Here is a 25,707-nt window from a genome sequence, read left to right as displayed (position 1 = left end):
TGACATTGCGCCCGGTGGCGCTTCGTTTGCGCGGACCTACAAGAATCTCTGTTATCCACTCTTTACGTCCTGACCTTTTCGGTCAGTAAAGAGGAATGGCTATGTACTACGGATTTGATATTGGCGGCAGCAAAATAGCGCTGGGCGTGTTTGATAAAGCGCGGCGATTGCAGTGGGAAAAACGCGTTGCCACGCCGAAGGAGAGTTATGCCGACTTTCTACAGGCGGTAGAGGCGCTGGTCCGTGAAGCTGACGGCCGCTTTGACTGTCAGGGGACGGTAGGGATTGGTATTCCGGGGATGCCGGAAACCGCGGACGGCACGCTGTATGCCGCTAACGTCCCCGCTGCCAGCGGCCAGTCGCTGCGCAGCGATCTGAGCGCCCGGCTCGGGCGTGAAGTCCGTCTGGATAACGACGCCAACTGCTTTGCTCTCTCCGAAGCCTGGGACGATGAATTTACGCAATACCCGCTGGTGATGGGGCTGATTCTCGGCACCGGGGTGGGCGGCGGCCTGGTCCTCAACGGTAAATCGATTACCGGACATAGCTATATTACCGGTGAATTTGGCCATATCCGGCTGCCGGTAGATGCGCTGGAGGTCGTGGGGCGTGATTTCCCGCTCACCCGCTGCGGCTGCGGTCAGCTGGGCTGCATTGAAAACTATCTCTCCGGCCGCGGTTTTGCCTGGCTCTATGAACATTTCTATCAACACACCTTAACCTCTCCCGAAATCGTGGCGCTCTGGCAGCAGGGCGATGCGCGGGCGCACGAGCACGTCGAGCGCTATCTTGACCTGCTGGCGGTCTGTCTGGGTAATATTCTGACGATTGTTGATCCGGATCTGCTGGTGCTTGGCGGAGGATTGTCTAACTTTACTGCCATAAGCGAAGGGCTGGCGCAACGCCTGCCGCGACATTTACTTCCCGTTGCCCGGGTACCGCGTATTGAACGTGCGCGCCATGGCGATGCCGGAGGCATGCGCGGTGCGGCCTTCCTTCATTTGACTCATTAACCACAGGGGGAGCTATGTTGTCGCGCCGCTTACACCGATTGAGCCGTTTTCGTCGCAATAAACGTCGCTTGCGTGAACGTCTGCGCCAGCGGATTTTTTTTAAAGAGGATAAGGCGGCTCTGGAAACAACAGATAAACCCAGGGTTGTGGTGCTGACCGGCGCGGGCATTTCAGCGGAGTCCGGGATTAAAACGTTTCGCGCGGCCGATGGTTTGTGGGAAGAGCACCGGGTGGAAGATGTGGCGACGCCGGAAGGCTTCGCCCGCGACCCTGCGCTGGTGCAGGCGTTTTATAACGCCCGTCGCCGGCAGCTGCAAAGCCCGGAGATAGCGCCGAATGCGGCACATCAGGCGCTGGCGCGGCTGGAAGCGGCGCTGGGCGATCGATTTGTGCTGGTTACCCAGAACATTGATAACCTGCACGAACGCGCGGGAAACCGTCGGGTGATTCATATGCACGGCGAGCTGTTGAAGGTGCGCTGTTCGTGGAGCGGACAGGTACTGGAGTGGACCGGAGACGTCACGGCGGAAGATAAGTGCCACTGCTGCCAGTTCCCGGCGCCGCTGCGTCCGCACGTGGTCTGGTTTGGCGAGATGCCGCTGGGGATGGATGACATTTACAGCGCGCTGGCCGATGCCGATATCTTCATCGCCATTGGCACTTCCGGGCACGTTTACCCGGCGGCAGGTTTCGTGCACGAAGCCCGTCTGCAGGGGGCGCATACCGTGGAACTTAACCTCGAGCCCAGCCAGGTCGGCAGCGAATTTGCCGAAAAACACTACGGTCTGGCGAGTGAGGTTGTTCCGGCATTCGTCGACCGGCTGTTGAAAGATCTCTGATCCCGTAACGCTACGGCTTTGATTGCTAAAGCTCAGGTCGGAGGAGAGCGGTTTCCCGGTGTTTCGAGGGCCCCTGCTGGCGATCCTACGGTGGCAGGATGAGGGGATAAAAAGGGGTTACCTGCCCAACCGGCAGGCCACCCCTTTGACCTCGTCGTCGGGCTGCGCGGTTATTGTTTACCCATCGTGTCTTTGCCCATCTTGTCTTTCGCCATGGCATCTTTGGCCATGCTGTCTTTGCTCATTTTATCCTTCGACATGCCATCTTTAGACATACACTCTTTTTTCATGCCATCTTTTGTGCAGTCGTGAGACATCTTGCCCATGTTATCTTTGGCCATATTATCGGCAGCGTAGGCGCTGGACATACCGAAAAGTAAAGCAGAGCACATCAGTAATGTATTAATCTTTTTCATTTTGCAATTCCTTCATGTTGTATGAATAACGGATGATGACGACCACGAATTAACTACCGGCGAACCAGTTATAACCCTGGTCTTCCCAGTAGCCGCCGGGGTAGCGGTTGGTGACTTCAATTGACATAATATGCTTCGGGTTTTTATAACCGAGCTTGGTCGGAATTCTTAACTTCATCGGGAAACCATATTTACGCGGTAATATCTGGCCATCGTAGGTTAATGCCATAATCGTCTGCGGATGGAGCGCAGTGGCCATGTCGATACTGGTATAATAATTATCAGCACAGCGAAAGCTGACGTAGCTGGCGCTCAGATCGGCGCCGATACGTTTGAGGAATAGGGCAAACGGAACGCCACCCCATTTACCGATGGCGCTCCATCCTTCCACACAAATATGTCGCGTGATCTGGCTGACCTGCGCCATCTTATGCAGTTCGGCCAGTGTCCATGGGCGTTTGTCAGCCACTAATCCAGAAACTTCAAGACGATAATCGCTGCCGTCGATCGCGGGCGCCTGATCCTCGCTGTAAAATGCATTAAACGGGAAAGGGCGAGCGATCATACTTTCGGGATAAACCGGCGCAAGGTTATTAGCATTAAATAACCAGCGTTGAATACGATCGTTAAATTGTGAGATCTGGCTTAAGGTTGTTTCGACCTCGCTGTTATTGCTGATATCGCAACCGCTTAACAGCATCAGACCGCCAAAAGTTAACCCCTGTCTGATAAAGCGGCGACGACCTTCCGATGAGAGCCGCTTGTTAATTTCCCGGCTCGCCTCCTGGACTACGATGGCCTTGTCGGCGGCGGAGAATGAATTTTTATGATTGTTCACTGTATTTTCCTTATCGTCCGCGGAGCATGGCCAGTAATGTTTTCGGGACCAGCAGCACCATCAGCAGATGAATAACGACAAATCCCATCAGTGCGGACATCGCAAAGAAATGAATCACCCGTGCGTTGTCATATCCCCCGAGTAAGATTCGTAGCAGCGGAAACTGCACCGACTTCCAGATAACCAGACCGGATAACGCCAGAATAATGCTATCGAGCATGACGAAGAGATAGGCCAGTTTCTGGACGTAGTTATAATGGCCGGGATTGTCATGTGTCAGCCTGCCGCGTAGTGCGGAAATAAAATCGTCAATTACCCCTTGCGGCGACAGAGGCCAGAATTGTTTTTTTAAGCGCCCGCTGACAAGATTCATCAGCAGGTAAAATACACCGTTAAGAGCAAACAACCACATTGCTGAAAAATGCCATTGCAATGCGCCTGCCAGCCAACCGCCAAGAGTCAGTACATCCGGAATATCAAAATTAAACAACGGTGAGGCGTTATAAATACGCCAGCCGCTGGTCACCATAATTAATATCGAAAGCGCATTAACCCAGTGGCAAATTCTTAACCACAGAGGATGAATGGTCGCGGGCTTACTCTGATTTGAGAGACTGTTCATCATGATATTCCCGGTTATTGCGTTAATAACAGTGTGGCCTGAATCTGTTCGCCGATGTATCACGAAAAGTTAAATTAAATGTGATAACTCGCGATGCGAATGTCGTCTAAACTGTCTCTGACAGAACGCAATAAGGCGGCAGCGATGAAGCCCAAAAAAGTATTAATTATTGAAGATGATGAAAATATCGCGGAGCTGCTGCAGCTGCATTTATGCGAGGAGGGCTATGAAATCAGCCATGCTGCTGAAGGCACCGGCGGGCTGGCGATGGTCAGGCAGGGCGGCTGGGACGCGCTGATCCTCGACCTGATGTTACCGGGCATCGACGGTCTGGAGATCTGCCGGCATGCCCGCACCATGGCAAGCTACATGCCGATAGTGATAATCAGCGCGCGCGCAAGTGAAGTCCATCGTGTCCTGGGGCTGGAACTCGGGGCAGATGACTACCTCGCGAAACCCTTTTCGATGCTTGAGCTGGTGGCGCGAGTGAAGGCGCTCTTCCGTCGTCAGGAGGCCATGGCCCAGAATCTGATGCAGGACGCCGGCATACTGCACATTGACCGGCTGACCATCGACCCGCTTGCGCGCGAAGCGCGTCTGCGCGATCTCGCCCTTGACCTGACGCCGCGCGAGTTCGACCTGCTGTGGTTCTTTGCCCGGCATCCCGATAAGGTCTTTTCCCGCATCAGTTTGCTCAACCAGGTGTGGGGCTATCAGCATGAAGGGTATGAGCATACGGTCAACACGCACATTAATCGGCTGAGGATGAAAATAGAAGATAATCCGGCGGAGCCGGAGTTTATTCTGACGGTATGGGGAAAAGGATATAAGTTTACGGCCCCGCAGCCAGAGCCTGGCAACTGAAACATTGCGCCGGCGCGAGTTGAATGCGACGAGCGTACCACTCGCGCATTCTTCACTGCGTCGGCCCCTCTTCTGCGCGCTGCCGCCGCGCGTGAAAAGCCATTTCCCATCACATTCCCCGCTGCCAGACGAGGATTCTTGTGCGTGAACGCTAAATTTTGCACATCTGTTTTGGTTGGCTGCCCGGGTTGTTGCCAGATTTAGTGAGAGTTCGGGTGCACACCGGACCGCATCACTTACACAACATATCAGCCTGTCGCGGAGTAACAGCCATGCATCCACCGATGATGTATCAGGATTTAACGACCCGGACGCTCATTGAGCATGCTGCGCGCTATCATAGCGATACGGAAATTGTTTCGGTCGGGACGTTAGGGGGAAGAGAGTACAGTAGCTGGGGAGAGGTGGCGGATAACGCCCTGCGTCTGGCTTCCGCCATGAGCCGGCTGGGGCTCCCGACAGGCGCCCGCTGCGGCACGCTGGCGTGGAATAATCGCCGCCATCTGGAGATCTATTTTGGCATCAGTTCTGGGGGATGGGTGACGCATACCATCAACCCACGCCTGTCCACGGAACACCTCGCGTTTATCATCAATGATGCCGCGGACGAGATTCTGTTTTTCGACGACACCTTTCTGCCGCTTATCTGCGCGCTGCGGCCCCAGTTGCCAACGGTAAAGCATTTTGTTCTGCTGGAGCCGCGGAATGAGGAGGCGCTCGCCGCGCTGGACTCGCTGCTGTTTTTTGATGAGCTGATCGCTGCAGCGGATCCGGCGTATCGCTGGCCCGAGGTGAGCGAACATTCGCCGGCGTCGCTGTGCTATACCTCGGGGACCACCGGCAAGCCGAAAGGGGTGCTGAATACCCACCGCTCGCTGGTACTGCATGCGCTGAGCGGCAATCAGCCGGATGCGGCCGGTATCTCGGCGCAGGACACGCTGTTGCCGGTAGTGCCGATGTTCCACGTCAATGCCTGGGGCACGCCTTTTATTGCCGCGATGGCCGGCGCTCGCCTGGTTCTGCCGGGGCCGAATCTGGACGGCGACAGCCTGCTGCGGCTGTTGAGCGAGGAGCAGGTCAGCGTCGCCTTCGGCGTTCCGGTCATCTGGGCAGGATTGCTTGCCGCGCTGCGTAAATCGGATGTTCGCCTGCCCTGTTTTAAACGATCTTTTGTCGGCGGGTCGGCGCTGCCCCCGTCGATGATTGAGGTCTTCCGCCGCGATTATGGTATTGAGCTGATTCATGCCTGGGGGATGACCGAGACTTCGCCCATCGGCACCATCAACACGCCGCTGAGCAAACATAAAGCCCTGCCTCAGGAGGCACAGCAAAAACTGGGGCACGGTCAGGGGCGCGTCATTTTTGGCATCGATCTGCGGGTGGTGGATGCTGAGGGCCAGGCGCTGGCCAACGATGGCGAAAGTCAGGGCTATCTGCAGGTGCGCGGCCATTGGGTGGCGGCAAATTACTACGGTCGTCCCGATACCGCGTTGACCGATGACGGCTGGTTCGACACCGGTGATATTGGCACGGTTGATGAGAATGGCTACCTGGTGATTCACGATCGGGCGAAAGATATCATTAAGTCCGGCGGAGAGTGGATCTCAACGGTCGAGCTGGAGAATATTGCGCTTGCCCATCCGGCGATTCGCAGCGCGGCGGCGATTGCGGCGCGGCATCCGCGCTGGGATGAGCGTCCGGTGCTGCTGTGTGTCAGGGCAGAAGATGGCGAAATTGAAGAGCCGGAGCTGTTGGCCTGGTACCAGACACGAGTGCCGAAATGGCAGCTTCCGGACCGGATTCTGTTCATCGATGCGCTCCCCGTCAGCGCCACCGGTAAAGTCCTGAAAAACCGGCTGCGCGCCGAGTTTGGTCAGATTCTGATGGCGGATGGGCGCGATGCGGGATAAGCCGGCGTCCGGGGGCCCCAATCAACGTGCGGGTGCTAATACCCAGAGTTGAATCGCGGAGGAATGGCCGCACCCGGCGGCTTACGCGGGATGATAATGGCGACCCGATTGCCCCGCCTCGGCAGCAGTCATACCGTCGCCAGCATGATTAGCCTCGTGGCGGAAATTCTGCGCTGGTATGAGTGTCAGTGTTGCGCAGTAGAGCGGGGGAAGGACGAAACAACGGCGGAGCCGGGGCTCCGCCTGACGGGATTAACGGCCCGCTTTTAGCTTCTGATAATACTCTTCATACAGGGTGCTGGCGCTGCCTACATCGTTTTGCCATTCGCCCCTGGCGATAGTGTCCGCATCCGGGTAGAGCGACTTATCATTGGCGACTTCCGGGCTGAGCATTTTACGCGCGGCGAGATTTGGCGTCGGGTAGCCGATGGTTTCCGCCACCTGTTTTGCCACTTCCGGACGCAGCAAGAAGTTAATCAGCTTGAGCGCGCCGTCGACGTTTTTCGCATTCGCCGGAATCGCCAGGCTATCCATCCAGAAGATCCCGCCTTCTTTCGGCCAGACGACCTCGAGCGGCGTGCCCGACTGGCGGGCAACCCATGCCGAACCGTTCCACACCATGCCGAGATTCACTTCCCCTTCCATATACGGGTTGGCCGGATTATCGGAGTTAAACGCCGCGACGTTAGGCATCAGTTTTTTCAGCTCGTTGTAGGCGGCTTCAATCTCTTTCGGGTCGGTGGTATTGCCGGAATAGCCCAGCTTACGTAAGGCTATCTGGAACACTTCCCGCGCATCGTCGGTCAGCAGCAGGCTGCTCTTATACTCTGGTTTCCACAGGTCGGCCCAGCTGGTGACGGTTTTCGGGTCGATAGCATCGCTATTGACGCCAATGGCGGTGGCGCCCCAGATGTAGGGAATGGAATAATCGTTGCCCGGATCGAACGGTTTGTTCAGCATCTGCGGATCGAGGTTGCTGAAGTTCGTCAGCTTGCTCTTATCGATCTTCTGCAACATCCCTTCTTTACGCATCTTGTCGACGAAATAGGTGGAAGGCACTACCAGATCGTAGGCGCCGTCTTTGTAGGTTTTGAGTTTGGCGTACATGGTTTCATTCGACTCGTAAGTGGAATAGATAACCTTGATGCCGGTCTCTTTGGTGAACTGCTCCAGCAGACCCGGCGGCACATACTCGGTCCAGTTATAGAAATAGAGCGTTTTGCTGTCGTCCGCATGCGCGGCGCTGATACCCATTACCAGAGCGCCCGCTGCGAGCAGGTGGCGTGACCATTTTTTCATTTTAACGTCCCCTGAGTTTTATCACGTGCAATCAATTGGCTGGCGATGACCATCACCAGCGACAGAACTAACAGAATCGTCGCCAGGGCATTCACTTCCGGCGATACGCCCACTTTGACCATCGAATAGATCTTCAGCGGCAGGATCTCGTAACCCGGGCCGGTCACGAATGACGACACCACCACATCATCCATCGACAGCGTAAAGCTCAGCAGCCATCCGGCGGCCACGGCAGGCAGCGCCAGCGGCAGAAGAATTTTACGCAGAATGGTCAACTCGCTGGCGCCCAGATCTTTCGCCGCCTCCAGCATCCGCACATCAAAACCTTTGAGGCGCGAATAGACCGTCACCACCACGAAAGGCAGGCAGAAGGTGATGTGCGAAAACAGCAGCGACCAGAACCCCAGCTGAATGCCGATCAGCATAAACAGCACCAGCAGGGAGATGGCCATGACGATATCCGGCGACATCATCACCACGAACAGCATTCCGCTGACGAACGGTTTACCACGAAAACGATAGCGATACAGCGCGACGGCGGTCAGCGACCCGATAAGCGTTGCAAAGGTGGCTGACAGCACCGCCATGGTCAGCGAGTGCTGTGCGGCCTGCAGCAGACTATCGTTGTTCATCAACAGGCTATACCATTGAGTGGTAAAGCCCTGCCAGTTAATACCAAAGCGCGAACTGTTAAACGAGTTGACGATCAGAATAATGATCGGAATATACAGGTAAGCATAAATGGCGGTCATAAAGCCGCCGCGCAGCAGTCGACCGATCATTCGAGTTCCACCTTGTTATTCAACAGACGCGCCGCGCGCCAGTAAATTAACAGCATCAGGCCCATCACCAGCGTCAGCGTAATGCTGGTTGCGGCGCCAAACGGCCAGTCGCGGATATTCAGGAACTGACTCTTAATCACGTTACCGATCAGCAGGTTTTTGGCGCCGCCCATCAGATCCGAGACGTAGAACAGCCCCATCGCCGGCAGCATCACCAGCAGACAGCCGGCGATAATGCCCGGCATGGTCAGTGGAATAATGATGCGGATAAAGGTTTGCAGCTTGCTGGCGCCCAGATCTCTTGCCGCTTCCAGCAGAGGACGATCGAGCTTCTCAATACTGGAGTACAGCGGCATCACCATAAATGGCAGCAGAATATAGACCAGTCCGATGATGACCGCAGACGGGGTATACATGATGCGCAGCGGCGTATCAATCACTCCCAGCCACAGCAGGAACTCGTTGAGATACCCTTTGGTGCTGAGGAAGATTTTCAGCCCGTAGATACGGATCAAGGAGTTAGTCCAGAACGGCACGATCAGCAGAAACAGCAGCAGCGGGCGCACTTTTTCCGGCAGCCTGGCCAGAAACCAGGCGAAAGGATAGCCGAGCGCCAGACAGGCAAGGGTCGCCAGCAGCGCCATATTAAGCGAGTGCAGCAGCACGTCGTAATAGAGCGGATCCAGCAGGCGCGTGTAGTTATCCAGCGTGAAGACCATCTTGACGAAACTGGCGTCGTCGCGGGTCAAAAAGCTGGTACCGATGATCATCAGGTTGGGCAGGAACACAAACAGCACAAGCCAACCCACGATAGTGGCGATCACCACATTCTGGAATTTACTGGTGTTCTTCATCAGCCAGCACAACCTCCCAGCTTTCTACCCAGTTAATGGCCATTTTCTGGTCAAGCGGGTGATCAAAGTCCGGATCGTCTTCGTTAAAGAATTCACTGACCATCACCATTTTGCCATTTTCCAGTTCGACAACCGACTCCAGCGTCATGCCTTTGTAGTTGCGCTCGCGAATGTAGCCGATCAGTCCGTCGGCGTCGCTGCCGTCGTGGACTTCATCGACGCGCAGATCTTCCGGGCGCAGCAGAACGTTCAGCCGCTGACCCCGCTCGACGGGGAAGTTGACGTAGATATTGCATTCGCGGCCTTCAACGCTGGCGCGGACGCGCTGCTCGTCAAGGCGTTCAATGACCGTAGCATTAAACAGATTAATCTCGCCGATAAAACTGGCGACGAACAGGTTTTTCGGCTCTTCGTAGATTTCACGCGGCGTGCCGTCCTGCTCGATTTTCCCATCGCGCATGACCACGATGCGGTCGGACATGGTCAGGGCCTCTTCCTGATCGTGGGTGACGAAGACGAAGGTGATGCCCAGCTTACGCTGCAACGCCTTCAGCTCGTTTTGCATCTGCTTACGCAGCTTGTAATCCAGCGCCGACAGGGACTCATCCAGCAGCAGCAGGCGCGGTTTGTTGACCACCGCCCGGGCGATAGCCACCCGCTGCTGCTGACCGCCGGAGAGCTGATGCGGTTTGCGTTGGGCAAACTCCTCCAGCTGGACCATGCGCAGCGCATCGAGGACGCGAGGCGTGATTTCCGCCGCCGGCGTTTTCTGCATCCGCAGACCGAAGGCGACGTTTTCGAATACGCTCATATGGGGAAACAGAGCGTAGCTTTGGAAGACGGTATTGACGTGGCGGTTTTCCGCCGGAACATGAGTGATGTCCTGATCTTCGAGATGAATTCGCCCGCTGTCGACGTTTTCAAGCCCGGCAATAAGACGAAGAACGGTGGTTTTACCGCAGCCAGAGGGGCCAAGCAGGGTGAGAAACTCACCGTTGTTGATGGTCAGATTCAGATCTGAGATAACCGTTTTTCCATCAAAGCTTTTGCGAATTCCCGCCAGTTGCACCAGCGGCGAAAGCGAACGCGGTTGTATATTCAATTTTTAACTCTGTCCCATGTAGACGCAGCGGACGATTGACCGTTGCGGGGTTTGTGGTTAACCACCTTTGCGGTTGCGCATAATAAACGAGGGCCAGCATTCTACGGCAATCGCTTGCGATCGCCAATGCCTGTCTCATACGGATACACGACCTTTACAACAATACGCCGGTTCATGTATTAAATTTTTATTTGCCGGGCTAAAAATGACCTGACGCAATATTTGTATATTCGGGCTTATGAATAATGTTGTCACAAAAGATGAGGGTGGCTACATGGATAAATTGCTTGAGCGTTTTTTACAGTACGTTTCTCTGGACACACAGTCGAAGCCTGGCGTGCGTCAGGTTCCAAGCACGGAAGGTCAGTGGAAGCTGTTACGCCTGCTGCAGGCGCAGCTGGAAGAAATGGGACTGGTTAATGTGACGCTAAGTGAGAAAGGGACGGTGATGGGAACCCTTCCGGCCAACGTTGCCGGCGCTATTCCGCCCATTGGCTTTATTTCCCACGTCGACACGGCGCCGGATTTCAGCGGCAAAAACGTGAACCCGCAAATCGTTGAAAACTACCGTGGCGGTGATATCGCGCTTGGGATTGGCGATGAAGTGCTTTCTCCGGTGATGTTCCCGGTACTGCACCAGCTGCTTGGGCAAACGCTGATCACCACCGATGGCAAAACGCTGCTTGGCGCCGATGACAAAGCCGGTATCGCCGAGATAATGACCGCGCTGGCGACGCTGAAGGCGAAAAATATTCCTCACGGCGATATTCGCGTGGCCTTCACGCCTGACGAAGAGGTCGGGAAAGGGGCGAAGCACTTTGATGTCGCCGCGTTTGACGCCCGCTGGGCCTATACCGTTGACGGCGGCGGAGTGGGCGAGCTGGAGTTTGAAAACTTCAACGCCGCATCGGTGACCATTAAGATCGTGGGCAACAATGTCCATCCGGGCACCGCAAAAGGGGTGATGGTGAATGCGCTGTCGCTGGCGGCACGGATTCATGCGGAAATCCCTGCCGATGAGGTGCCGGAGACGACCGAAGGCTACGAAGGTTTTTACCATCTGGCGAGCATGAAAGGCAGCGTTGACCGGGCAGAAATGCACTACATCATTCGCGACTTTGACCGTAAGCAGTTCGAGGCCCGCAAGCGCAAAATGATGGAAATTGCCAAAAAGGTCGGTAAGGGGCTGCATCCGGATTGCTATATTGAGCTGGTGATTGAAGACAGCTATTACAATATGCATGAAAAAGTGATGTCGCACCCGCACGTCGTGGAGATTGCCCGCCAGGCGATGGTGGATTGCGATATTGAACCGCAAATGAAGCCGATTCGCGGCGGCACCGACGGCGCGCAGCTCTCCTTTATGGGGCTACCCTGTCCGAACCTGTTTACCGGCGGCTATAACTATCACGGCAAGCATGAATTCGTCACGCTGGAGGGGATGGAGAAGGCGGTGCAGGTGATTGTGCGGATTGCGGAGCTAACGGCAAAACGCGGCGCCTGATCCCGAAGAACTCCCGGATAGCGCGGTGCTTATCCGGGCTATTGGTAGGCCCGGTAAGCCGCAGCGGGCAATATATGCGGTGCGGTACATAATTCCGGAGCCCGGACCGTAGGCCCGGTAAGGCGCGAGCCGCCATCGGGCAATATATGCGGTGCGCTACATAATTCCGGAGCCCGGACCGTAGGCCCGGTAAGGCGTAAGCCGCCACCGGGCAATACCGAACGTGCGGTTCGCAAAGACTGCGTACCTGCACCTGCGGAAGGGGAGGGAACCTCTGATGTCAAATTACCGCCGCAGCCATATCCCTGGCGGTACCTGGTTCTTTACCGTCAATTTGCGAAATCGGCAAAGCGATCTTTTGACCCGCCATATCGCTCAACTTCGCGCTGTGGCAGCTGATATTAAACGCAAAAAGCCCTTCCTGATTAACGCGTGGGTTATTTTACCCGAACATATGCATGCTATCTGGACGCTACCGGAAGGTGATACCGATTATTCGGGACGCTGGCGGGATATTAAAAAAACATTCACCCGCGAACTGGGAATGCGCGAGGTCTGGCAGCCCCGTTTCTGGGAACATGCGATCCGTCATGAGGACGATTACCGACGGCATATGGATTACGTTTACATCAATCCGGTGAAACATGGCTATGTGAAGAGGGTGATTGACTGGCCGTATTCAACTTTTCATCGTGATGTGAGCCTCGGGTTGTATCCGCCGGATTGGGCTGGGGACGTTGCCGATTTTGACGCCGGAGAGCGCAAACAGAACGCCGGGTGACGGCTCACGCCTTACCCGGCCTACAGAATCCAGACTCACATTCATCCCGTAGGCCCGGTAAGGCGTAAGACGCCACCGGGCAATATATGCGGTGCGGTACACAATCCCGGAGCCCGGACCGTGGGCCCGGTAAGGCGCGAGCCGCCACCGGGCAATATATGCGGTGTGGTACACAATCCCGGAGCCCGGACCGTAGGCCCGGTAAGGCGTGAGCCGCCATTGGGCAATATATGCAGTGCGCTACATAATCCCGGAGCCCGGACCGTAGGCCCGGTAAGGCATAAGCCGCCACCGGGCAATATATGCGGTGTGGTACATAATCCCGGAGCCCGACCGTAGGCCCGGTAAGGCGTGAGCCGCCACCGGGCAATATATGCAGTGTGGTACATAATCCCGGAGCCGGGACCGTAGGCCCGGTAAGGCGTGAGCCGCCACCGGGCATCTCGCGGATCAGTCCTCGAAGAACCAGTAGCCGCAGTTGACCAGTGCGGCAAGCATTGCGAGGAACGATGGATCTTCCAGCGCATCGCCAAAATGTTCCGCGTTAAGCGACAGATGCGTGGCCAGCGCGTCCAGCGCCGGACGGTGCGGCGAATTAATCTTCTCGCCGTTGACGAACACCTCGCCATCGATACGCAGTACGCGCAGCCCGCCCAGCCGCACCAGGCGATCGCCCTGTTGTAGCGCGTCGTAAATCTCATCAGGCTGATACGGCGGCTCAGCAGGAGCGACGTCCAGCTCATGGCGGGATTGGGTGATAAACTCCCCAAACCACTGCTTAAAATGCTCTGGCTGGTTAATCAACCCCAGCATCATATCGCGCAGACGGTCGAGTTCAGCTGGCAGAATATCCGCCGGATGATCGCGGGAAGGCACATCCGGATCGACATAGCGCTGGCTACCCAGTTCACGTTGCAGAATATAGTCGGCAAAGCCGCTGAACAACTCGCGGGCATTTGGCGAGCGATAGCCTACCGAATAGTTCAGCGAGTTTTCCAGGGAATACCCCTCGTGCGGGAATCCCGGCGGAATATAGAGAATATCGCCCGGCTCCATCTCTTCATCAATGATGGCGTCGAACGGATCCACCTGCAGCAGGTCTGGATGCGGGCAGTGCTGCTTCATCGGGACTTTATCGCCCACGCGCCAACGACGCCGGCCGGTTCCCTGGATGATAAACACGTCGTACTGATCGAGATGGGGACCTACGCCGCCGCCGGGCACGGAGAAAGAGATCATCAGATCATCAATACGCCAGTCGGGGAGAGCGCGGAAGGGCTGCATCAGCGCGGCCGTCGGCTCGTGCCAGTTATTCACCGCCTGCACCAGCAGCGACCAGTTGTTTTCGCTCAGATGGTCGTAGCTTTCGAAAGGACCATGGCTGACCTGCCATTTCCCGTCCTGATGGCTGACCAGGCGGCTATCGACTTCGCTTTCCATCGCCAGCCCGGCCAGTTCATCCGGGCTAATGGGATCGACGAAATTCGCGAAGCCGCGCTTGAGGACTACCGGGCGTTTTTGCCAGTAGCGTTCGATAAAGTCAGGCCAGTTAAGCGTTAATTGATAATCCATTTTATTTATTCCACAGCAGGTGTCTGTTTGGGATTATACACGCCATGCTTCAAACTGCCTCTTTGTTGACGGCGATTGTGCTTCGTAGTCACAGAGTTTGCCCAGGCGTGGGAAGCGGGGCGATTCAGCTTTCCGTATCGTCGGGCAGCTGGCGGCCAAAAACCACCTCCATGCAGGCTCCGCCGAGCAGACTTTCGCCGGTGAGAATGTCGCCATCGTATTGCTCAACGATCTCCCGGGCGACGGAGAGTCCCACGCCCTGGCCTGGCCGCAGCGTATCGGCACGTTGCCCGCGATCGAATACGGCAGTCCGCTGGTTTAACGGGATGCCGGGGCCATCATCTTCCACCAGAATATGCAGGTGGTTGTCGTTGGTCTGACGCACGGAAACTTCGACAAATTCCAGGCAGTATTTACAGGCGTTATCCAGAACGTTGCCCATTACTTCCATAAAATCATTCTGTTCGCCGACAAAGCTGATCTCCGGAGAGATATCAAGACTGATATTGACCCCTTTGCGCTGATAAACCTTGTTCAACGCCGAGGTCAACTTGTCGAGCAGCGGCGCAATGGGGTGCAGTTCGCGGCTGAGCAGGGTACCGCCGCTGCGCATACTGGCGCGATGCAGGTAGTAGCCGATTTGCTGCGAGATGCGGCTGATCTGCTCCAGCATGATCGGTTCTGCTTCATTAAGGTCAATCTTTTCGCCGCGCAAAGAACGCAGGGTGCTTTGCAGCACGGCCAGCGGCGTTTTCAGACTATGGGTCAAATCGGTCAGCGTGGTGCGATATTTGTCGTAGCGCTCGCGCTCGCTGGTCAGCAACCGGTTAAGGTTGCTGACCAGTCGGGTCAGTTCGCGGGTGGTATTCGGGTTGAGCATGTCGCGGTGATGCTCTTCCAGCTCGCGGACCTCTTTTGCCAGCGACTCGATGGGGCGCAGGCTCCACCAGGCCGCCACCCAAAGCAGCGGGATCACCAGCAGCAGGTTGGCAACCAGCACATAGATAAACCAGCTCCAGACCATATAAGAGCGTTTCAGCTCGACAGGAATGGTGTCGATCACCACGATGCTCAGCTGCGGCATCTTATCGGTTGCCGGGTAGATATTGATCGCCACCGAGTGGGTCATTTCTGAACCATCATCCTGCTGGCGAAGGGCGTCCAGCTCCTCCTGGAACTGTTGATTGTTGCGCAGCAGCATGCTGCTGCTGTCAACGTCGGACTCGATTTCGTGGAAGCCGTTGCTTTTCAGCCATTCAGGTTGAATACGTTTTGCCAGCCAGGCGACATCGCGCTGCATCCACAGCAGTTTGCCTTTGGCATCGTATATCAACGTAACCGTCGGGCTCTGCATGTTGAGGTTTTCGGGGATATCCACGTCGATGTGGTTGTTTTCCCACCTTGCCAGCATATAGAACAGGTTGCTTTCGCCGCGCAGCAAGCGGAAGGTGGTTTTATCAAAGCTGACGCTGTAGCCCACCAGCGCCACCATGCCGTAGGCCAGCGAAAGCACCAGCACCACTGCCGCCGTCGCCAGCAGAAAACGCACGCGTAATGAAAGCGGCAAAATATGCCGTAGCGGACTTTTCATTCGCGTAGTTCAAATAAATAGCCCTGGCCGCGCACGGTCGTAATGACATCATGCGGGTGCTGAGTCTGAATTTTTTTCCGCAGCCGCCCCATCAGTACATCGATGGTGTGGCTTTCGCGCAGTTCAGCATCGGGGTAGAGCTGGAGCATTAATGAATCTTTGCTGACGACTTTGCCACGGTTACGAATCAGCGTTTCCATAATGGTGTATTCAAATGCGGTCAGCTTGATGGGCTGTTCGTTAATCGACAGCTCGCGGCGTGACAGGTCAACCTGGAAAGGCGGAATGGAAATAACCTGTGATGCCAGGCCGCTGTTGCGGCGCAGTAGCGCCTGCATCCGGGCAGCGACTTCTTCAATATGGAACGGTTTGGTGACGTAGTCGTCCGCACCGGCGCTCAGCACCTCGACTTTATCCTGCCAGCCTTCACGGGCGGTCAATACCAGTACCGGAACCGACACGTCATGACTGCGCCAGCGGCGAATCAGAGAAAGACCGTCTTCGTCGGGCAGGCCCAGATCGACAATGGCGATATCCGGCACGTGTTCACCCAGATAGTAATCGGCTTCCTTTGCATCTTCTGCTGCGTCCACCTGATGGCCTAATTCCTGGAGCTGAACTTTCAGGTGATGGCGCAGTAAAGCGTTATCCTCAACGACGAGCACGCGCATGCCTTTTCTCCCATTTATTTTGGTTTCGAGTAGTGTAGCGCTGAATAGATATACTGAATTTAAACGGCTGTAAATGAAAGGTTTGCGTTATAACTTCACCTGCCATCCCCATTTTCTGGCCTGCCAGGCCGGTGGAGAGAGGGAGGTAGCGCCAGCGCCCGATATACATCCGGTACGAGAAAGGGGCATACCGTGGGCATATATTGGCAAGTTTATCTTCGTGTTTCCACTTCGACGAGCATTGTGCTGATAATTTGGTGGGTCTGGCCAGGATGATTATCCGTCAACGACCGGGCAACTAGCGAATGATCGTATATCCTTAGTGATGATTATCTCTGCATCCCCCCACACATGGAGTTCACGTATGAGACTGAATGAGTTGAAACGCGCTTCGTTGATGCTAACCACATGTTTAACCTTAGTTTTCTGTTCATCAGCCCTGGCAGAAAACCCAGCCAGCAGCACGTCAGAAAAACAGGCGGAAAAAGAGCAGCTAAAAAATCCGGATCACATCATCGATGACTGCAGAGCCGTCAGCGGTGCACAAGTGAAGGAGGGGTGTAAAACTCAGGCTGAGTTAAAAAAACATGAAATGAAAAATGAGGCAAAAATGAAAAGCGGCACATCGATGGATGATGTGACGAAAAAGTGAATTAAGGCGCGTGACGGGCACGGTCATCGCCCTGACGAATTGATGGCCGGAATGATTCCCGGCCATCTGTTTCTCTGCATTCACGCACTCTCCGCCGATTCACGGAGGAAGGTGAGACAAAGCGATTACTTCAGTTCGTCAACCATGGTGGTCGCGCGACCGATGTAGTTGGCCGGCGTCATGGCTTTCAGGCGAACTTTCTCGTCTTCCGGCAGCGGCAGGCTGTCGATGAACTGTTGCATTCCTTCCGCGTCCACGCGCTTACCGCGGGTCAGCTCTTTCAGCTTCTCGTACGGTTTTTCGATACCGTAGCGGCGCATCACGGTCTGGATCGGCTCAGCCAGCACTTCCCAGTTATGATCCAACTCGTCCAGCAGGCGATCGCCGTTCAGCTCCAGTTTGCTGACACCTTTGAGGGTCGACTGATAAGCAATCAGCGCGTAGCCGATACCGACACCGAGGTTACGCAGTACGGTTGAATCGGTCAGGTCGCGCTGCCAGCGGGAAACCGGCAGTTTGCTCGCCAGGTGCTGCATCATGGCGTTAGCCAGGCCGAGGTTACCTTCGGAGTTCTCGAAATCGATCGGATTCACTTTATGCGGCATAGTGGATGAACCGATTTCACCGGCGATCGTCTTCTGCTTGAAGTGGTTCAGCGCGATGTAGCCCCACACATCGCGATCGAAGTCGATCAGGATGGTGTTGAAGCGGGCGATGCAGTCGAACAGCTCGGCAATATAGTCATGCGGCTCAATCTGCGTGGTGTACGGGTTCCACTGGATGCCCAGCGAGGTAACAAACTCTTCACTGAACTGGTGCCAGTCCACTTCCGGATACGCCGCGATGTGGGCGTTATAGTTACCCACCGCGCCGTTGATTTTACCCAGAATCTCCACCTGGTTTAGCTGACGATACTGACGCTCCATACGGTAAGCGACGTTAGCCATCTCTTTACCCATTGTGGACGGCGTGGCCGGCTGACCGTGAGTGCGGGACAGCAGCGGTACATCGCGATACTGAACCGCAAGCTCTTTCACCGCGTCGATAAGCTTGCGCCAGTACGGCAGAACCACCTCATCGCGCGCGGTTTTCAGCATCAGCGCGTGGGAGAGGTTGTTAATGTCTTCGGAGGTGCAGGCGAAGTGGATGAATTCAGATACCGCATGCAGTTCAGCGATATCGGCCACTTTTTCCTTGAGGAAATACTCTACCGCTTTCACATCGTGGTTGGTGGTACGTTCGATGGTTTTGATGCGCTGCGCATCTTCAACGCTGAAGTCGGCAACGATTTTATCAAGGAAACCGTTTGCGTCAGCAGCAAAAGCAGGAACTTCCTTGATCGCTGCGTGCGCGGCTAACTTCTGCAGCCAACGTACTTCGACTTGTACACGGAATTTCAGCAAACCGAATTCGCTGAAGATACCGCGCAGCGCGCTGACTTTATCGCCGTAGCGTCCATCGACAGGGGAAACGGCGGTCAGTGAGGATAATTCCATAGATCACAACTCCGGGGTTAAATGAGCAAGAATTTGTTTTGCCTGGTTAACCAGACGATTACGAGAAAACATGAGCTGCATGCGCCCGCCGCCCACCTGGTGCCAGAGCACGGCGGCACGAATGCCAGCCAGCAGCGAGGCGCGGACCTTGGCCTGAACCTGCGGGCTTTGCAACACGGCGGGGGAGCCGGTCACCTGAATACGCGGGCCCAGCGGACTGATGACGTCAACGTAGATCCCCGCCATGGCGCTGAGCAGCGTTTCTGATTGCAGATCGAAATGCTCCAGCTGACGGCGCAGGCCGGCGATGCGGTTGCCAAGGGTATCCATCGCCCCTTTGCTCCCGTCAAGCTTACGCTCAAGCACCATCAGGCTTAAGGTGTAGCGGGTCAACTCAGCATTGAGACCCTGGCGGCTGCCGCTGTTGAGTACGCCAAGCAGCGTTTCCAGCCCGAGGCGAAGATTGGCTTCACTACCACCGAACACCGCCAGCGTTGAATCCGGGTTGAGATCGATGATGCTGTTCAGCGACACGTGCAGGGCATCGCTGTCGCAATGGCCCTGGTGCGCCAGCTGCTGAACCAGACGGGCGGCCTGGCAGATGCCCGCCAGCGCCAACGTGATGTCATAATAATTCTTCGCCACACCTACTCCTTGTAAACCGTCGGGGAGGGTTTTGTCTCACCGGCGGTAAAAACTGTCTGTCAGGACTGCAGCGGCATACGCTGCTCGATCACGCCGCCGCCGAGGCACACTTCGCCAAGATAGAAGACCGCCGACTGGCCCGGCGTCACCGCCGCAACCGGTTCGTCAAAAAGTACCTCGATGCGGTCGTCATCCAGCGCTTTCACGGTGCACGGAATATCGGTCTGGCGATAGCGGGTCTTCACCGTGCAGCGCAGAGTGCCTTTAACCGGCTCGCGATCGACCCAGTGCAGCTGTTGGGCAATCAGGCCCCTGGACATCAGACGCGGGTGGTCGTGGCCTTGAGCTACGACCAGAATATTGTTTTCGACGTCTTTATCAACAACGTACCACGGGTCCTCGCTGCCTTCTTTGGTGCCGCCGATGCCGAGGCCTTTACGCTGGCCAAGGGTATGGTACATCAAACCCTGATGCTCGCCGATTTCGTCGCCGTCAACGGTGACGATTTTGCCCGGCTGAGCAGGAAGGTAGCGGCCGAGGAACTCGCGGAATTTGCGTTCGCCGATAAAGCAGATCCCGGTAGAGTCTTTTTTCTTCGCGGTGATCAGATCCAGATCCTCGGCGATCTTGCGCACCTGCGGCTTTTCCAGCTCGCCAACCGGGAACAGGCTCTGGGCAATCTGCTCATGGCTGAGGGTGTACAGGAAGTAGCTCTGATCTTTGTTGCCGTCCAGGCCGCGCAGCAGCTGGCTTTTGCCGTTGACATCGGCACGGCGCACGTAGTGACCGGTCGCAATATAGTCGGCGCCCAGATCTTCTGCTGCGAACTCCAGGAAGGCTTTAAATTTGATTTCTTTGTTGCACAGAATGTCCGGGTTCGGCGTGCGCCCGGCTTTGTATTCAGCGAGGAACAGTTCAAATACGTTGTCCCAGTACTCTGCGGCAAAGTTAACGGTATGAAGCTCAATCCCGAGCTTATCGCAGACGGCTTGCGCGTCGGCGAGGTCGGCAGCGGCGGTGCAGTATTCCTCACCATCGTCTTCCTCCCAGTTCTTCATGAACAGGCCTTCTACCTTATAACCTTGCTGAAGCAGCAACCAGGCAGAAACAGAGGAGTCGACGCCGCCGGACATGCCGACGATCACTTTTTTTTGGCTTTCTGACATTGGAATATTCACCACATTGAACTTCAAGGCGGCATATTCTAGCACGCACGAGCGGCTCAGGCACCCCCCAGGAGCGGCCAGTTAAACGCACCAATTAATGACAGCGGGTAGCGCGGGTCCTGTTGATAGCTGCGGATGCTTTCAGCAACCAGCTGGGAGCGTAGATTTGGCGCAGTCAGGATCTCATGCGCACTCAGCCACAGGCAGCGGTCGATATCGCTGTCATGCGGCTGCGTGGCGCACGTATCGTTAAGTTCGATGGCGAACAGGAAGCGTAAAAACGGCGTATTGTCCGGCGCAATCCACTGGTGCATGCGGATAAAATGCTGCGGCGTGGCGCGAATGCCGGTCTCTTCCCACAGCTCTCGTTCGGCGGCCTGCACCAGTGTTTCATCTGCTTCAAGGTGTCCTGCCGGCTGATTCCACAGCGCTTTGCCGTTGATGGTTTCCTCAACGATCAGAAATTTGTCTTTCGCGTGTACGACGCAGGCGACGGTGACGTGCGGTTTAAACATACTTCCCGTTCCTTGTGTGATTAGCCGACCTGGCGCCACTCGCCGTTGGCCAGTCCGTCGAGAGTATAGCCGCCCATGGCGTAACGAATAAGCCGCAGCGTGGGGTAACCTACGTGTGCGGTCATGCGTCGCACCTGACGGTTGCGTCCTTCATACAGGGTGATTTTCAGCCAGCTGGTGGGTATGGATTTGCGTTCGCGGACCGGCGGGTTGCGGGGCCACAGCCACGCCGGTTCAGCGACCCGCTCAATGCCAGCGGGCAGGGTAGGACCATCGTTGAGCGTGATGCCTGCGCGCAGCGCGGCCAGCGCATCTTCTGATGGCAGGCCTTCAACCTGAACGTAGTAAATTTTGCCGGTGCGTTTGCCGGGCTGAGTCAGCGTGGCCTGCAGCGCGCCATCGTTGGTCAGCACCAGCAACCCTTCACTATCGCGGTCAAGACGACCCGCAGCGTAGACCCCGGAGACTGAAATAAAATCTTTCAGCGTGCTGCGTCCGGCTTCATCCGTAAACTGCGGCAACACATCGTAGGGTTTATTGAACAAGATCACGCGTTTTGGCGCGTGTTCTTTGCGTTGTCTGGCGACTTGTTGTGAGCTGAATCGCTCAACGCGATGTTTTCTAAATGAAGTTTTCTGCATGGTATTTTCAGATCCTGACAATTGCCGCATTATAGCCTAATTACGAATGCCTTTCATGGACGCAAACATTCAGGTAGTATTGACATGCTCATCACAATTTTTTAACAAAAATATTGCTCAAACTGATTCGCGCTACTAGAAGGCGGCACGGACGCGAATCTCCGGTTAGCGGGATGACCCGGTGGCGGAGTGGGCGGATAAAGCCAACGCTCGGTTAGTGTGAAAAGGAAGAGCAGAACCAGAAGCGCTCGAAGGAGAGGTTAATGGAAAGCAAAGTAGTAGTTCCGGCGGAAGGTCAAAAAATCACCCTGCAAGATGGCAAACTGAATGTCCCTAACAACCCGATCATCCCGTTTATCGAGGGTGATGGTATTGGTGTTGACGTGACTCCGGCGATGCTGAAAGTGGTGGATGCCGCCGTTGAGAAAGCCTATAAAGGCGAGCGTAAAATTTCCTGGATGGAAATTTACACCGGCGAAAAATCGACCCAGGTGTATGGCCAGGACGTCTGGCTGCCTGCCGAAACTCTTGATCTGATTCGTGACTATCGTGTTGCTATCAAAGGCCCTCTGACGACGCCAGTTGGCGGCGGTATTCGTTCTCTGAACGTTGCGCTGCGCCAGGAGCTGGACCTCTACGTCTGCCTGCGCCCGGTTCGTTACTACCAGGGTACTCCGAGCCCGGTTAAACACCCTGAGCTGACCGACATGGTTATCTTCCGTGAAAACTCCGAAGACATCTATGCGGGCATCGAGTGGAAAGCGGACTCTGCTGAAGCAGAAAAAGTGATCAAATTCCTGCGTGATGAGATGGGCGTGAAGAAAATTCGCTTCCCGGAACATTGCGGTATCGGCATCAAGCCGTGCTCTGAAGAAGGTACCAAACGCCTGGTTCGCGCGGCTATGGAATACGCTATCACCAACGATCGCGATTCGCTGACCCTGGTACACAAAGGCAATATCATGAAGTTCACCGAAGGCGCGTTTAAAGACTGGGGCTACCAGCTGATTCGCGAAGAGTTCGGCGGTGAACCGATCGACGGCGGCCCGTGGCAGAAGGTTAAAAACCCGAATACCGGTAAAGAGATCATTGTCAAAGACGTGATCGCCGATGCCTTCCTGCAGCAGATCCTGCTGCGTCCGGCGGAGTATGACGTCATTGCCTGTATGAACCTGAACGGCGACTACATCTCTGATGCTCTGGCAGCTCAGGTTGGCGGTATCGGTATCGCACCGGGCGCGAACATCGGTGACGAATGTGCGCTGTTCGAAGCGACCCACGGTACAGCACCGAAATATGCTGGTCAGGATAAGGTGAACCCGGGTTCTATCATTCTGTCCGCTGAGATGATGCTGCGCCACATGCAGTGGTTCGAAGCCGCAGACCTGATCGTTAAAGGCACTGAAGGCGCTATCGCCGCTAAGACCGTGACCTATGACTTTGAACGTCTGATGGAAGGCGCTAAGCTGCTGAAATGTAGCGAGTTTGGCGACGCAATCATCGCGAATATGTAATCAGTGATGGCTGATTAAAGATAAAAGGGAGCCTCATGGCTCCCTTTTTTACGATCATTCAAAATCTTTCCCCAAAACTGGCTTAAAATCATACTGCTTTTTGACCTACAACGAGCCAGTCTTTATCCCGGTCATATGTCGGAAGATCTCTAAAAGCGAATGGTTCGTTTTGCAGGGATATTTACAATTCCATACCTACCAAGTATGGAATCATAAAAAGGGTGATTTTTAAAAATTAATCATTCTGCCAGTGTAATAGGCTCTCATTTTATTGGTAAATTTTGATCGTAAAATACTGTGGTTTAGCGTTAAACTATGTAAAAAGGAAATTTTTTAGATGGTTACACAGTTTAGAACCATGAGGTTCTCGGCTTACTCTCGTGTCCATACGGCTATTTTTTTCTCAAATGGCCATGAGTACGAGCTGAACTTGCAGAGCATTTCAGAGTTCAATCTAGTTGATTCCTCAGTGATTTTCCCAGAAGGCTATATTTTTAGTCCTAATGGGTGCTGGGAAATCTCGTTTGATTTAGCGGAAAACCTGGCAAATGGAACCTATTTCGAGCGTCCAGAGTTAGGTGCAGTAAGCGCTGTAAGCGTCGTGAGGACAGTTGAAAGAGCTATTCTTGACCACTATAATGAATTCAAGACTGGAATGTACGTTTTTTTGCCGGATAATGACAAATTAGAAGCTGTGTACAAACGACTTATCGCAAGACACTTAGGACACGGCTTCACAATAGAAACTGGACTGGATCCTGACAGGAGGGGTTATGTCTTACGAACGCCAAAATGCTACTAAACGTTCTGCGTCAATGCAGGTTGCGTTGGATAGACGTGCAGCTCGTATGCTCCGTGCCCGGGAAGCCCGTCTAGAAGGCAAAATGGATGACGCAACGAAACAAGATGTTGACGCCAGTCTCGCCACACTTAAAGAAATGAGAAAACTGAGCGTTATTGAGCCAGCAACAGCCAAACTTTTTGGCGATCTCAAATTCCTTAACGCACATGCTGCAGCAAAATACACGGTAATAAAAAGCGGCGGTATCAAATATAACGCCGAAAGTGATATGAAAGTCGTTTTGGTCAATCTCGAACGTGGACTTGAAAAACCCTTCGATCCCAAAGAATTAAAAGTTGTCACACCATATATATCGAACCCCTGGCATGCTTACGAAAAGAAAGTTAAATAAAGCCCCAGATGGGGCTTTATCATTTATCGAAACCAAATTCATCCTTCTCTCTGAGCAAGGGGCTATCGCGGTCCTGTGCCATTTAGGAATGAGCATTTCTCAGGCACTTCATTATCCTTCTTTTGTGTAAATACAGTCATGCATCTCACCTTTTTAATTATTATAACTCGAACGTAAAGATGATCTGCTAAAGGAAAAGGTTATTATATTTTTACACCTATCTGCTTCAAATACTCATCCCCTACCAGCATGGGCCTATAAATCAGACCCGTAACATCATCAGCTTTCTTTGCGATAAATATTCCGGCATTTTCAGGCTGATTATTATTAATAGCAAACGTTGTACTAAGGGTCAAGTCTATGATTTCATAGCTTGGAAGTGTTAGCCAGGCGTGAATGTCCATTGTTGGAGAGTGGTGCCCATGAATTAGCTTATGTTGTATATCGTGCTCTGTAAATTCATATAAATTAGATTCTTCAGAAGAGGTGGTTTCGACCCAGCCCAAAGTTAAAAAAACTGGTAGGGAAATACATTTTTCAATATCATCACGAGCCATGAAATGAATAAATACGCATTCGTTGGCAAGTTGTCGAAACCCCAGCTCTGGTTTTATTACCTGAGTGAGAGCCTTCACTATTTTTCGCATATTTTTATCATTAAGTATCCTACGATTTTCCATTTCTATAAATGGTATCCCATCGCTCAAACCTAATCGTTCTGTTCTTGCGATAGCATCTGCCCATTCATCTTTATACATGCTGTGTGCTCCGTTATATTGAAAAGGCTCCCTTATGGAACCTTTTCAAGTTACAGCGTCATAGCTAATGTTGCAAGTTCATTGTATCCGCCAATCGGATCGCCCTCAATGAAGATTTGCGGAACCGTTCGAACCGGTTTCCCTACCAGCTTACTAAGCGCAGCTGCATCAATACCGGCTTCAACAAAGTTGGTAAACGCTTAAAGAAATCTTGTTTGACCATCTTCGTAATATGTGAATTCTCATATTGAGAGCAATCGGCAGTTTTCGAAGACCAAACGATGTGTTGTAAAACGTAGTAGGAGCGGATACTTACTCATCGTGATATGATAGCTTTAATGGTATATGAAGGGATCATAGATGATGACCTTAAAATATTATTTACGGTACTGCTTATGGGGATGGTGTGGATATGGCTATCTGCTCTATTTTATAGTGCGCGATATGAATAACGGGCACATTTTTCCTC

Annotated in this window: 26 protein-coding genes; 10 read left to right on the top strand and 16 right to left on the bottom strand. The window is 54.2% G+C overall.

Annotation, left to right across the window (positions count from 1 at the left end; all coding sequences use genetic code 11):
* Positions 1-101: 101 nt before the first annotated feature.
* Complete coding sequence (gene nagK / locus AC007G_RS21515) at positions 102-1,013, top strand: N-acetylglucosamine kinase (RefSeq protein WP_032700293.1); 912 nt, start codon at positions 102-104, stop codon at positions 1,011-1,013.
* A 14-nt stretch (positions 1,014-1,027) separates the two neighbouring features.
* A complete protein-coding gene (gene cobB / locus AC007G_RS21510) occupies positions 1,028-1,852 on the top strand; it encodes a Sir2 family NAD+-dependent deacetylase (RefSeq protein ID WP_479466665.1) in 825 nt (274 codons plus the stop codon).
* A 170-nt stretch (positions 1,853-2,022) separates the two neighbouring features.
* Here cobB and AC007G_RS21505 read toward each other — a convergent pair whose 3' ends face one another.
* From AC007G_RS21505 to AC007G_RS21495, 3 genes are read right to left on the bottom strand one after another with little or no spacing between them, the layout of a single operon-like run.
* Positions 2,023-2,268, bottom strand: coding sequence for a pentapeptide MXKDX repeat protein (locus AC007G_RS21505; protein ID WP_049267687.1), 246 nt, complete (start codon positions 2,266-2,268; stop codon positions 2,023-2,025).
* Between the two features lie 49 nt (positions 2,269-2,317).
* On the bottom strand, positions 2,318-3,106 hold the full coding sequence (locus AC007G_RS21500; RefSeq protein WP_136895124.1) for a molybdopterin-binding protein: 789 nt from the start codon (positions 3,104-3,106) through the stop codon (positions 2,318-2,320).
* A 10-nt stretch (positions 3,107-3,116) separates the two neighbouring features.
* Positions 3,117-3,728, bottom strand: a complete 612-nt coding sequence (locus tag AC007G_RS21495) for a cytochrome b/b6 domain-containing protein (RefSeq protein ID WP_064385105.1) — start codon at positions 3,726-3,728, stop codon at positions 3,117-3,119.
* A 144-nt stretch (positions 3,729-3,872) separates the two neighbouring features.
* Between AC007G_RS21495 and AC007G_RS21490 the strand changes: the two genes are divergently transcribed.
* Positions 3,873-4,592, top strand: a complete 720-nt coding sequence (locus AC007G_RS21490; RefSeq protein ID WP_032695746.1) for a response regulator transcription factor — start codon at positions 3,873-3,875, stop codon at positions 4,590-4,592.
* A 272-nt stretch (positions 4,593-4,864) separates the two neighbouring features.
* Positions 4,865-6,502 carry a long-chain fatty acid--CoA ligase gene (locus AC007G_RS21485; RefSeq protein ID WP_142630364.1) on the top strand — a complete coding sequence of 546 codons (1,638 nt, stop codon included), beginning with the start codon at positions 4,865-4,867 and terminating at the stop codon, positions 6,500-6,502.
* A gap of 252 nt (positions 6,503-6,754) precedes the next feature.
* Here AC007G_RS21485 and potD read toward each other — a convergent pair whose 3' ends face one another.
* From potD to potA, 4 genes are read right to left on the bottom strand one after another with little or no spacing between them, the layout of a single operon-like run.
* Entirely contained in the window at positions 6,755-7,801 is a 1,047-nt protein-coding gene (potD, locus tag AC007G_RS21480) for a spermidine/putrescine ABC transporter substrate-binding protein PotD (RefSeq protein WP_032688324.1), read from the bottom strand.
* Positions 7,798-8,583 carry a spermidine/putrescine ABC transporter permease PotC gene (gene potC, locus AC007G_RS21475; RefSeq protein WP_032688323.1) on the bottom strand — a complete coding sequence of 262 codons (786 nt, stop codon included), beginning with the start codon at positions 8,581-8,583 and terminating at the stop codon, positions 7,798-7,800. Before potC ends, potD begins: the two co-directional genes overlap by 4 nt.
* Positions 8,580-9,437 (bottom strand): spermidine/putrescine ABC transporter permease PotB, encoded by an 858-nt coding sequence (gene potB / locus AC007G_RS21470; protein ID WP_032688322.1) that lies wholly within the window; start codon positions 9,435-9,437, stop codon positions 8,580-8,582. Before potB ends, potC begins: the two co-directional genes overlap by 4 nt.
* The gene (potA, locus tag AC007G_RS21465) at positions 9,421-10,539 is read right to left on the bottom strand and encodes a spermidine/putrescine ABC transporter ATP-binding protein PotA (protein ID WP_032688321.1); all 1,119 of its coding nucleotides are present in this window, start codon (positions 10,537-10,539) and stop codon (positions 9,421-9,423) included. The genes potB and potA overlap by 17 nt, the downstream gene beginning before the upstream one ends.
* 274 nt (positions 10,540-10,813) lie before the next feature.
* Between potA and pepT the strand changes: the two genes are divergently transcribed.
* Together pepT and AC007G_RS21455 are read left to right on the top strand one after the other, a co-directional pair.
* The gene (pepT, locus tag AC007G_RS21460; RefSeq protein ID WP_047664668.1) at positions 10,814-12,043 is read left to right on the top strand and encodes a peptidase T; all 1,230 of its coding nucleotides are present in this window, start codon (positions 10,814-10,816) and stop codon (positions 12,041-12,043) included.
* Positions 12,044-12,320: 277 nt separating this feature from the next.
* Positions 12,321-12,824, top strand: coding sequence for an REP-associated tyrosine transposase (locus AC007G_RS21455; RefSeq protein WP_142630362.1), 504 nt, complete (start codon positions 12,321-12,323; stop codon positions 12,822-12,824).
* Between the two features lie 450 nt (positions 12,825-13,274).
* On the opposite strand, the gene AC007G_RS21450 is transcribed toward AC007G_RS21455, so the two are convergent.
* The 3 genes from AC007G_RS21450 to phoP all read right to left on the bottom strand — a co-directional run bounded on the left by AC007G_RS21450 (position 13,275) and on the right by phoP (position 16,658).
* Positions 13,275-14,396: a ribosomal protein uL16 3-hydroxylase gene (locus tag AC007G_RS21450; RefSeq protein ID WP_047664669.1), complete on the bottom strand. Its 1,122-nt coding sequence runs from the start codon at positions 14,394-14,396 to the stop codon at positions 13,275-13,277.
* A gap of 124 nt (positions 14,397-14,520) precedes the next feature.
* Positions 14,521-15,987, bottom strand: a complete 1,467-nt coding sequence (gene phoQ / locus AC007G_RS21445; RefSeq protein WP_032688317.1) for a two-component system sensor histidine kinase PhoQ — start codon at positions 15,985-15,987, stop codon at positions 14,521-14,523.
* Complete coding sequence (phoP, locus tag AC007G_RS21440; RefSeq protein WP_032688316.1) at positions 15,984-16,658, bottom strand: two-component system response regulator PhoP; 675 nt, start codon at positions 16,656-16,658, stop codon at positions 15,984-15,986. The genes phoQ and phoP overlap by 4 nt, the downstream gene beginning before the upstream one ends.
* 364 nt (positions 16,659-17,022) lie before the next feature.
* Between phoP and AC007G_RS21435 the strand changes: the two genes are divergently transcribed.
* Entirely contained in the window at positions 17,023-17,310 is a 288-nt protein-coding gene (locus tag AC007G_RS21435; RefSeq protein WP_032688315.1) for a hypothetical protein, read from the top strand.
* 125 nt (positions 17,311-17,435) lie between these two features.
* Here AC007G_RS21435 and purB read toward each other — a convergent pair whose 3' ends face one another.
* Genes purB through rluE form a run of 5 tightly spaced genes read right to left on the bottom strand, consistent with a single transcriptional unit; the run spans position 17,436 to position 21,803 of the window.
* Positions 17,436-18,806 carry an adenylosuccinate lyase gene (gene purB / locus AC007G_RS21430; RefSeq protein WP_032688314.1) on the bottom strand — a complete coding sequence of 457 codons (1,371 nt, stop codon included), beginning with the start codon at positions 18,804-18,806 and terminating at the stop codon, positions 17,436-17,438.
* A gap of 3 nt (positions 18,807-18,809) precedes the next feature.
* Positions 18,810-19,451: a high frequency lysogenization protein HflD gene (hflD, locus tag AC007G_RS21425; protein WP_004860640.1), complete on the bottom strand. Its 642-nt coding sequence runs from the start codon at positions 19,449-19,451 to the stop codon at positions 18,810-18,812.
* Positions 19,452-19,510: 59 nt separating this feature from the next.
* Positions 19,511-20,617: a tRNA 2-thiouridine(34) synthase MnmA gene (gene mnmA, locus AC007G_RS21420; protein ID WP_046852754.1), complete on the bottom strand. Its 1,107-nt coding sequence runs from the start codon at positions 20,615-20,617 to the stop codon at positions 19,511-19,513.
* A 56-nt stretch (positions 20,618-20,673) separates the two neighbouring features.
* Positions 20,674-21,132, bottom strand: a complete 459-nt coding sequence (locus AC007G_RS21415) for an NUDIX hydrolase (RefSeq protein ID WP_032688312.1) — start codon at positions 21,130-21,132, stop codon at positions 20,674-20,676.
* A 20-nt stretch (positions 21,133-21,152) separates the two neighbouring features.
* Entirely contained in the window at positions 21,153-21,803 is a 651-nt protein-coding gene (gene rluE / locus AC007G_RS21410) for a 23S rRNA pseudouridine(2457) synthase RluE (RefSeq protein ID WP_142630360.1), read from the bottom strand.
* Positions 21,804-22,036: 233 nt separating this feature from the next.
* Between rluE and icd the strand changes: the two genes are divergently transcribed.
* The 3 genes from icd (at position 22,037) to AC007G_RS21395 (ending at position 24,480) form a co-directional block, all read left to right on the top strand.
* On the top strand, positions 22,037-23,287 hold the full coding sequence (gene icd, locus AC007G_RS21405; RefSeq protein ID WP_032695751.1) for an NADP-dependent isocitrate dehydrogenase: 1,251 nt from the start codon (positions 22,037-22,039) through the stop codon (positions 23,285-23,287).
* A 337-nt stretch (positions 23,288-23,624) separates the two neighbouring features.
* On the top strand, positions 23,625-24,089 hold the full coding sequence (locus tag AC007G_RS21400; protein WP_047664672.1) for a hypothetical protein: 465 nt from the start codon (positions 23,625-23,627) through the stop codon (positions 24,087-24,089).
* Entirely contained in the window at positions 24,061-24,480 is a 420-nt protein-coding gene (locus tag AC007G_RS21395) for a hypothetical protein (protein WP_047664674.1), read from the top strand. The genes AC007G_RS21400 and AC007G_RS21395 overlap by 29 nt, the downstream gene beginning before the upstream one ends.
* Positions 24,481-24,683: 203 nt before the next feature.
* Here the strand turns inward: AC007G_RS21395 and AC007G_RS21390 are convergent, their stop codons facing one another.
* Entirely contained in the window at positions 24,684-25,238 is a 555-nt protein-coding gene (locus AC007G_RS21390; RefSeq protein ID WP_052135790.1) for a hypothetical protein, read from the bottom strand.
* Between the last annotated feature and the right edge of the window lie 469 nt (positions 25,239-25,707).

This window comes from Klebsiella sp. CSG-1, assembly GCF_056521145.1.
Note: the sequence above shows the minus strand (reverse complement) of the source record. Positions and strands in the feature narration are given on the sequence as shown.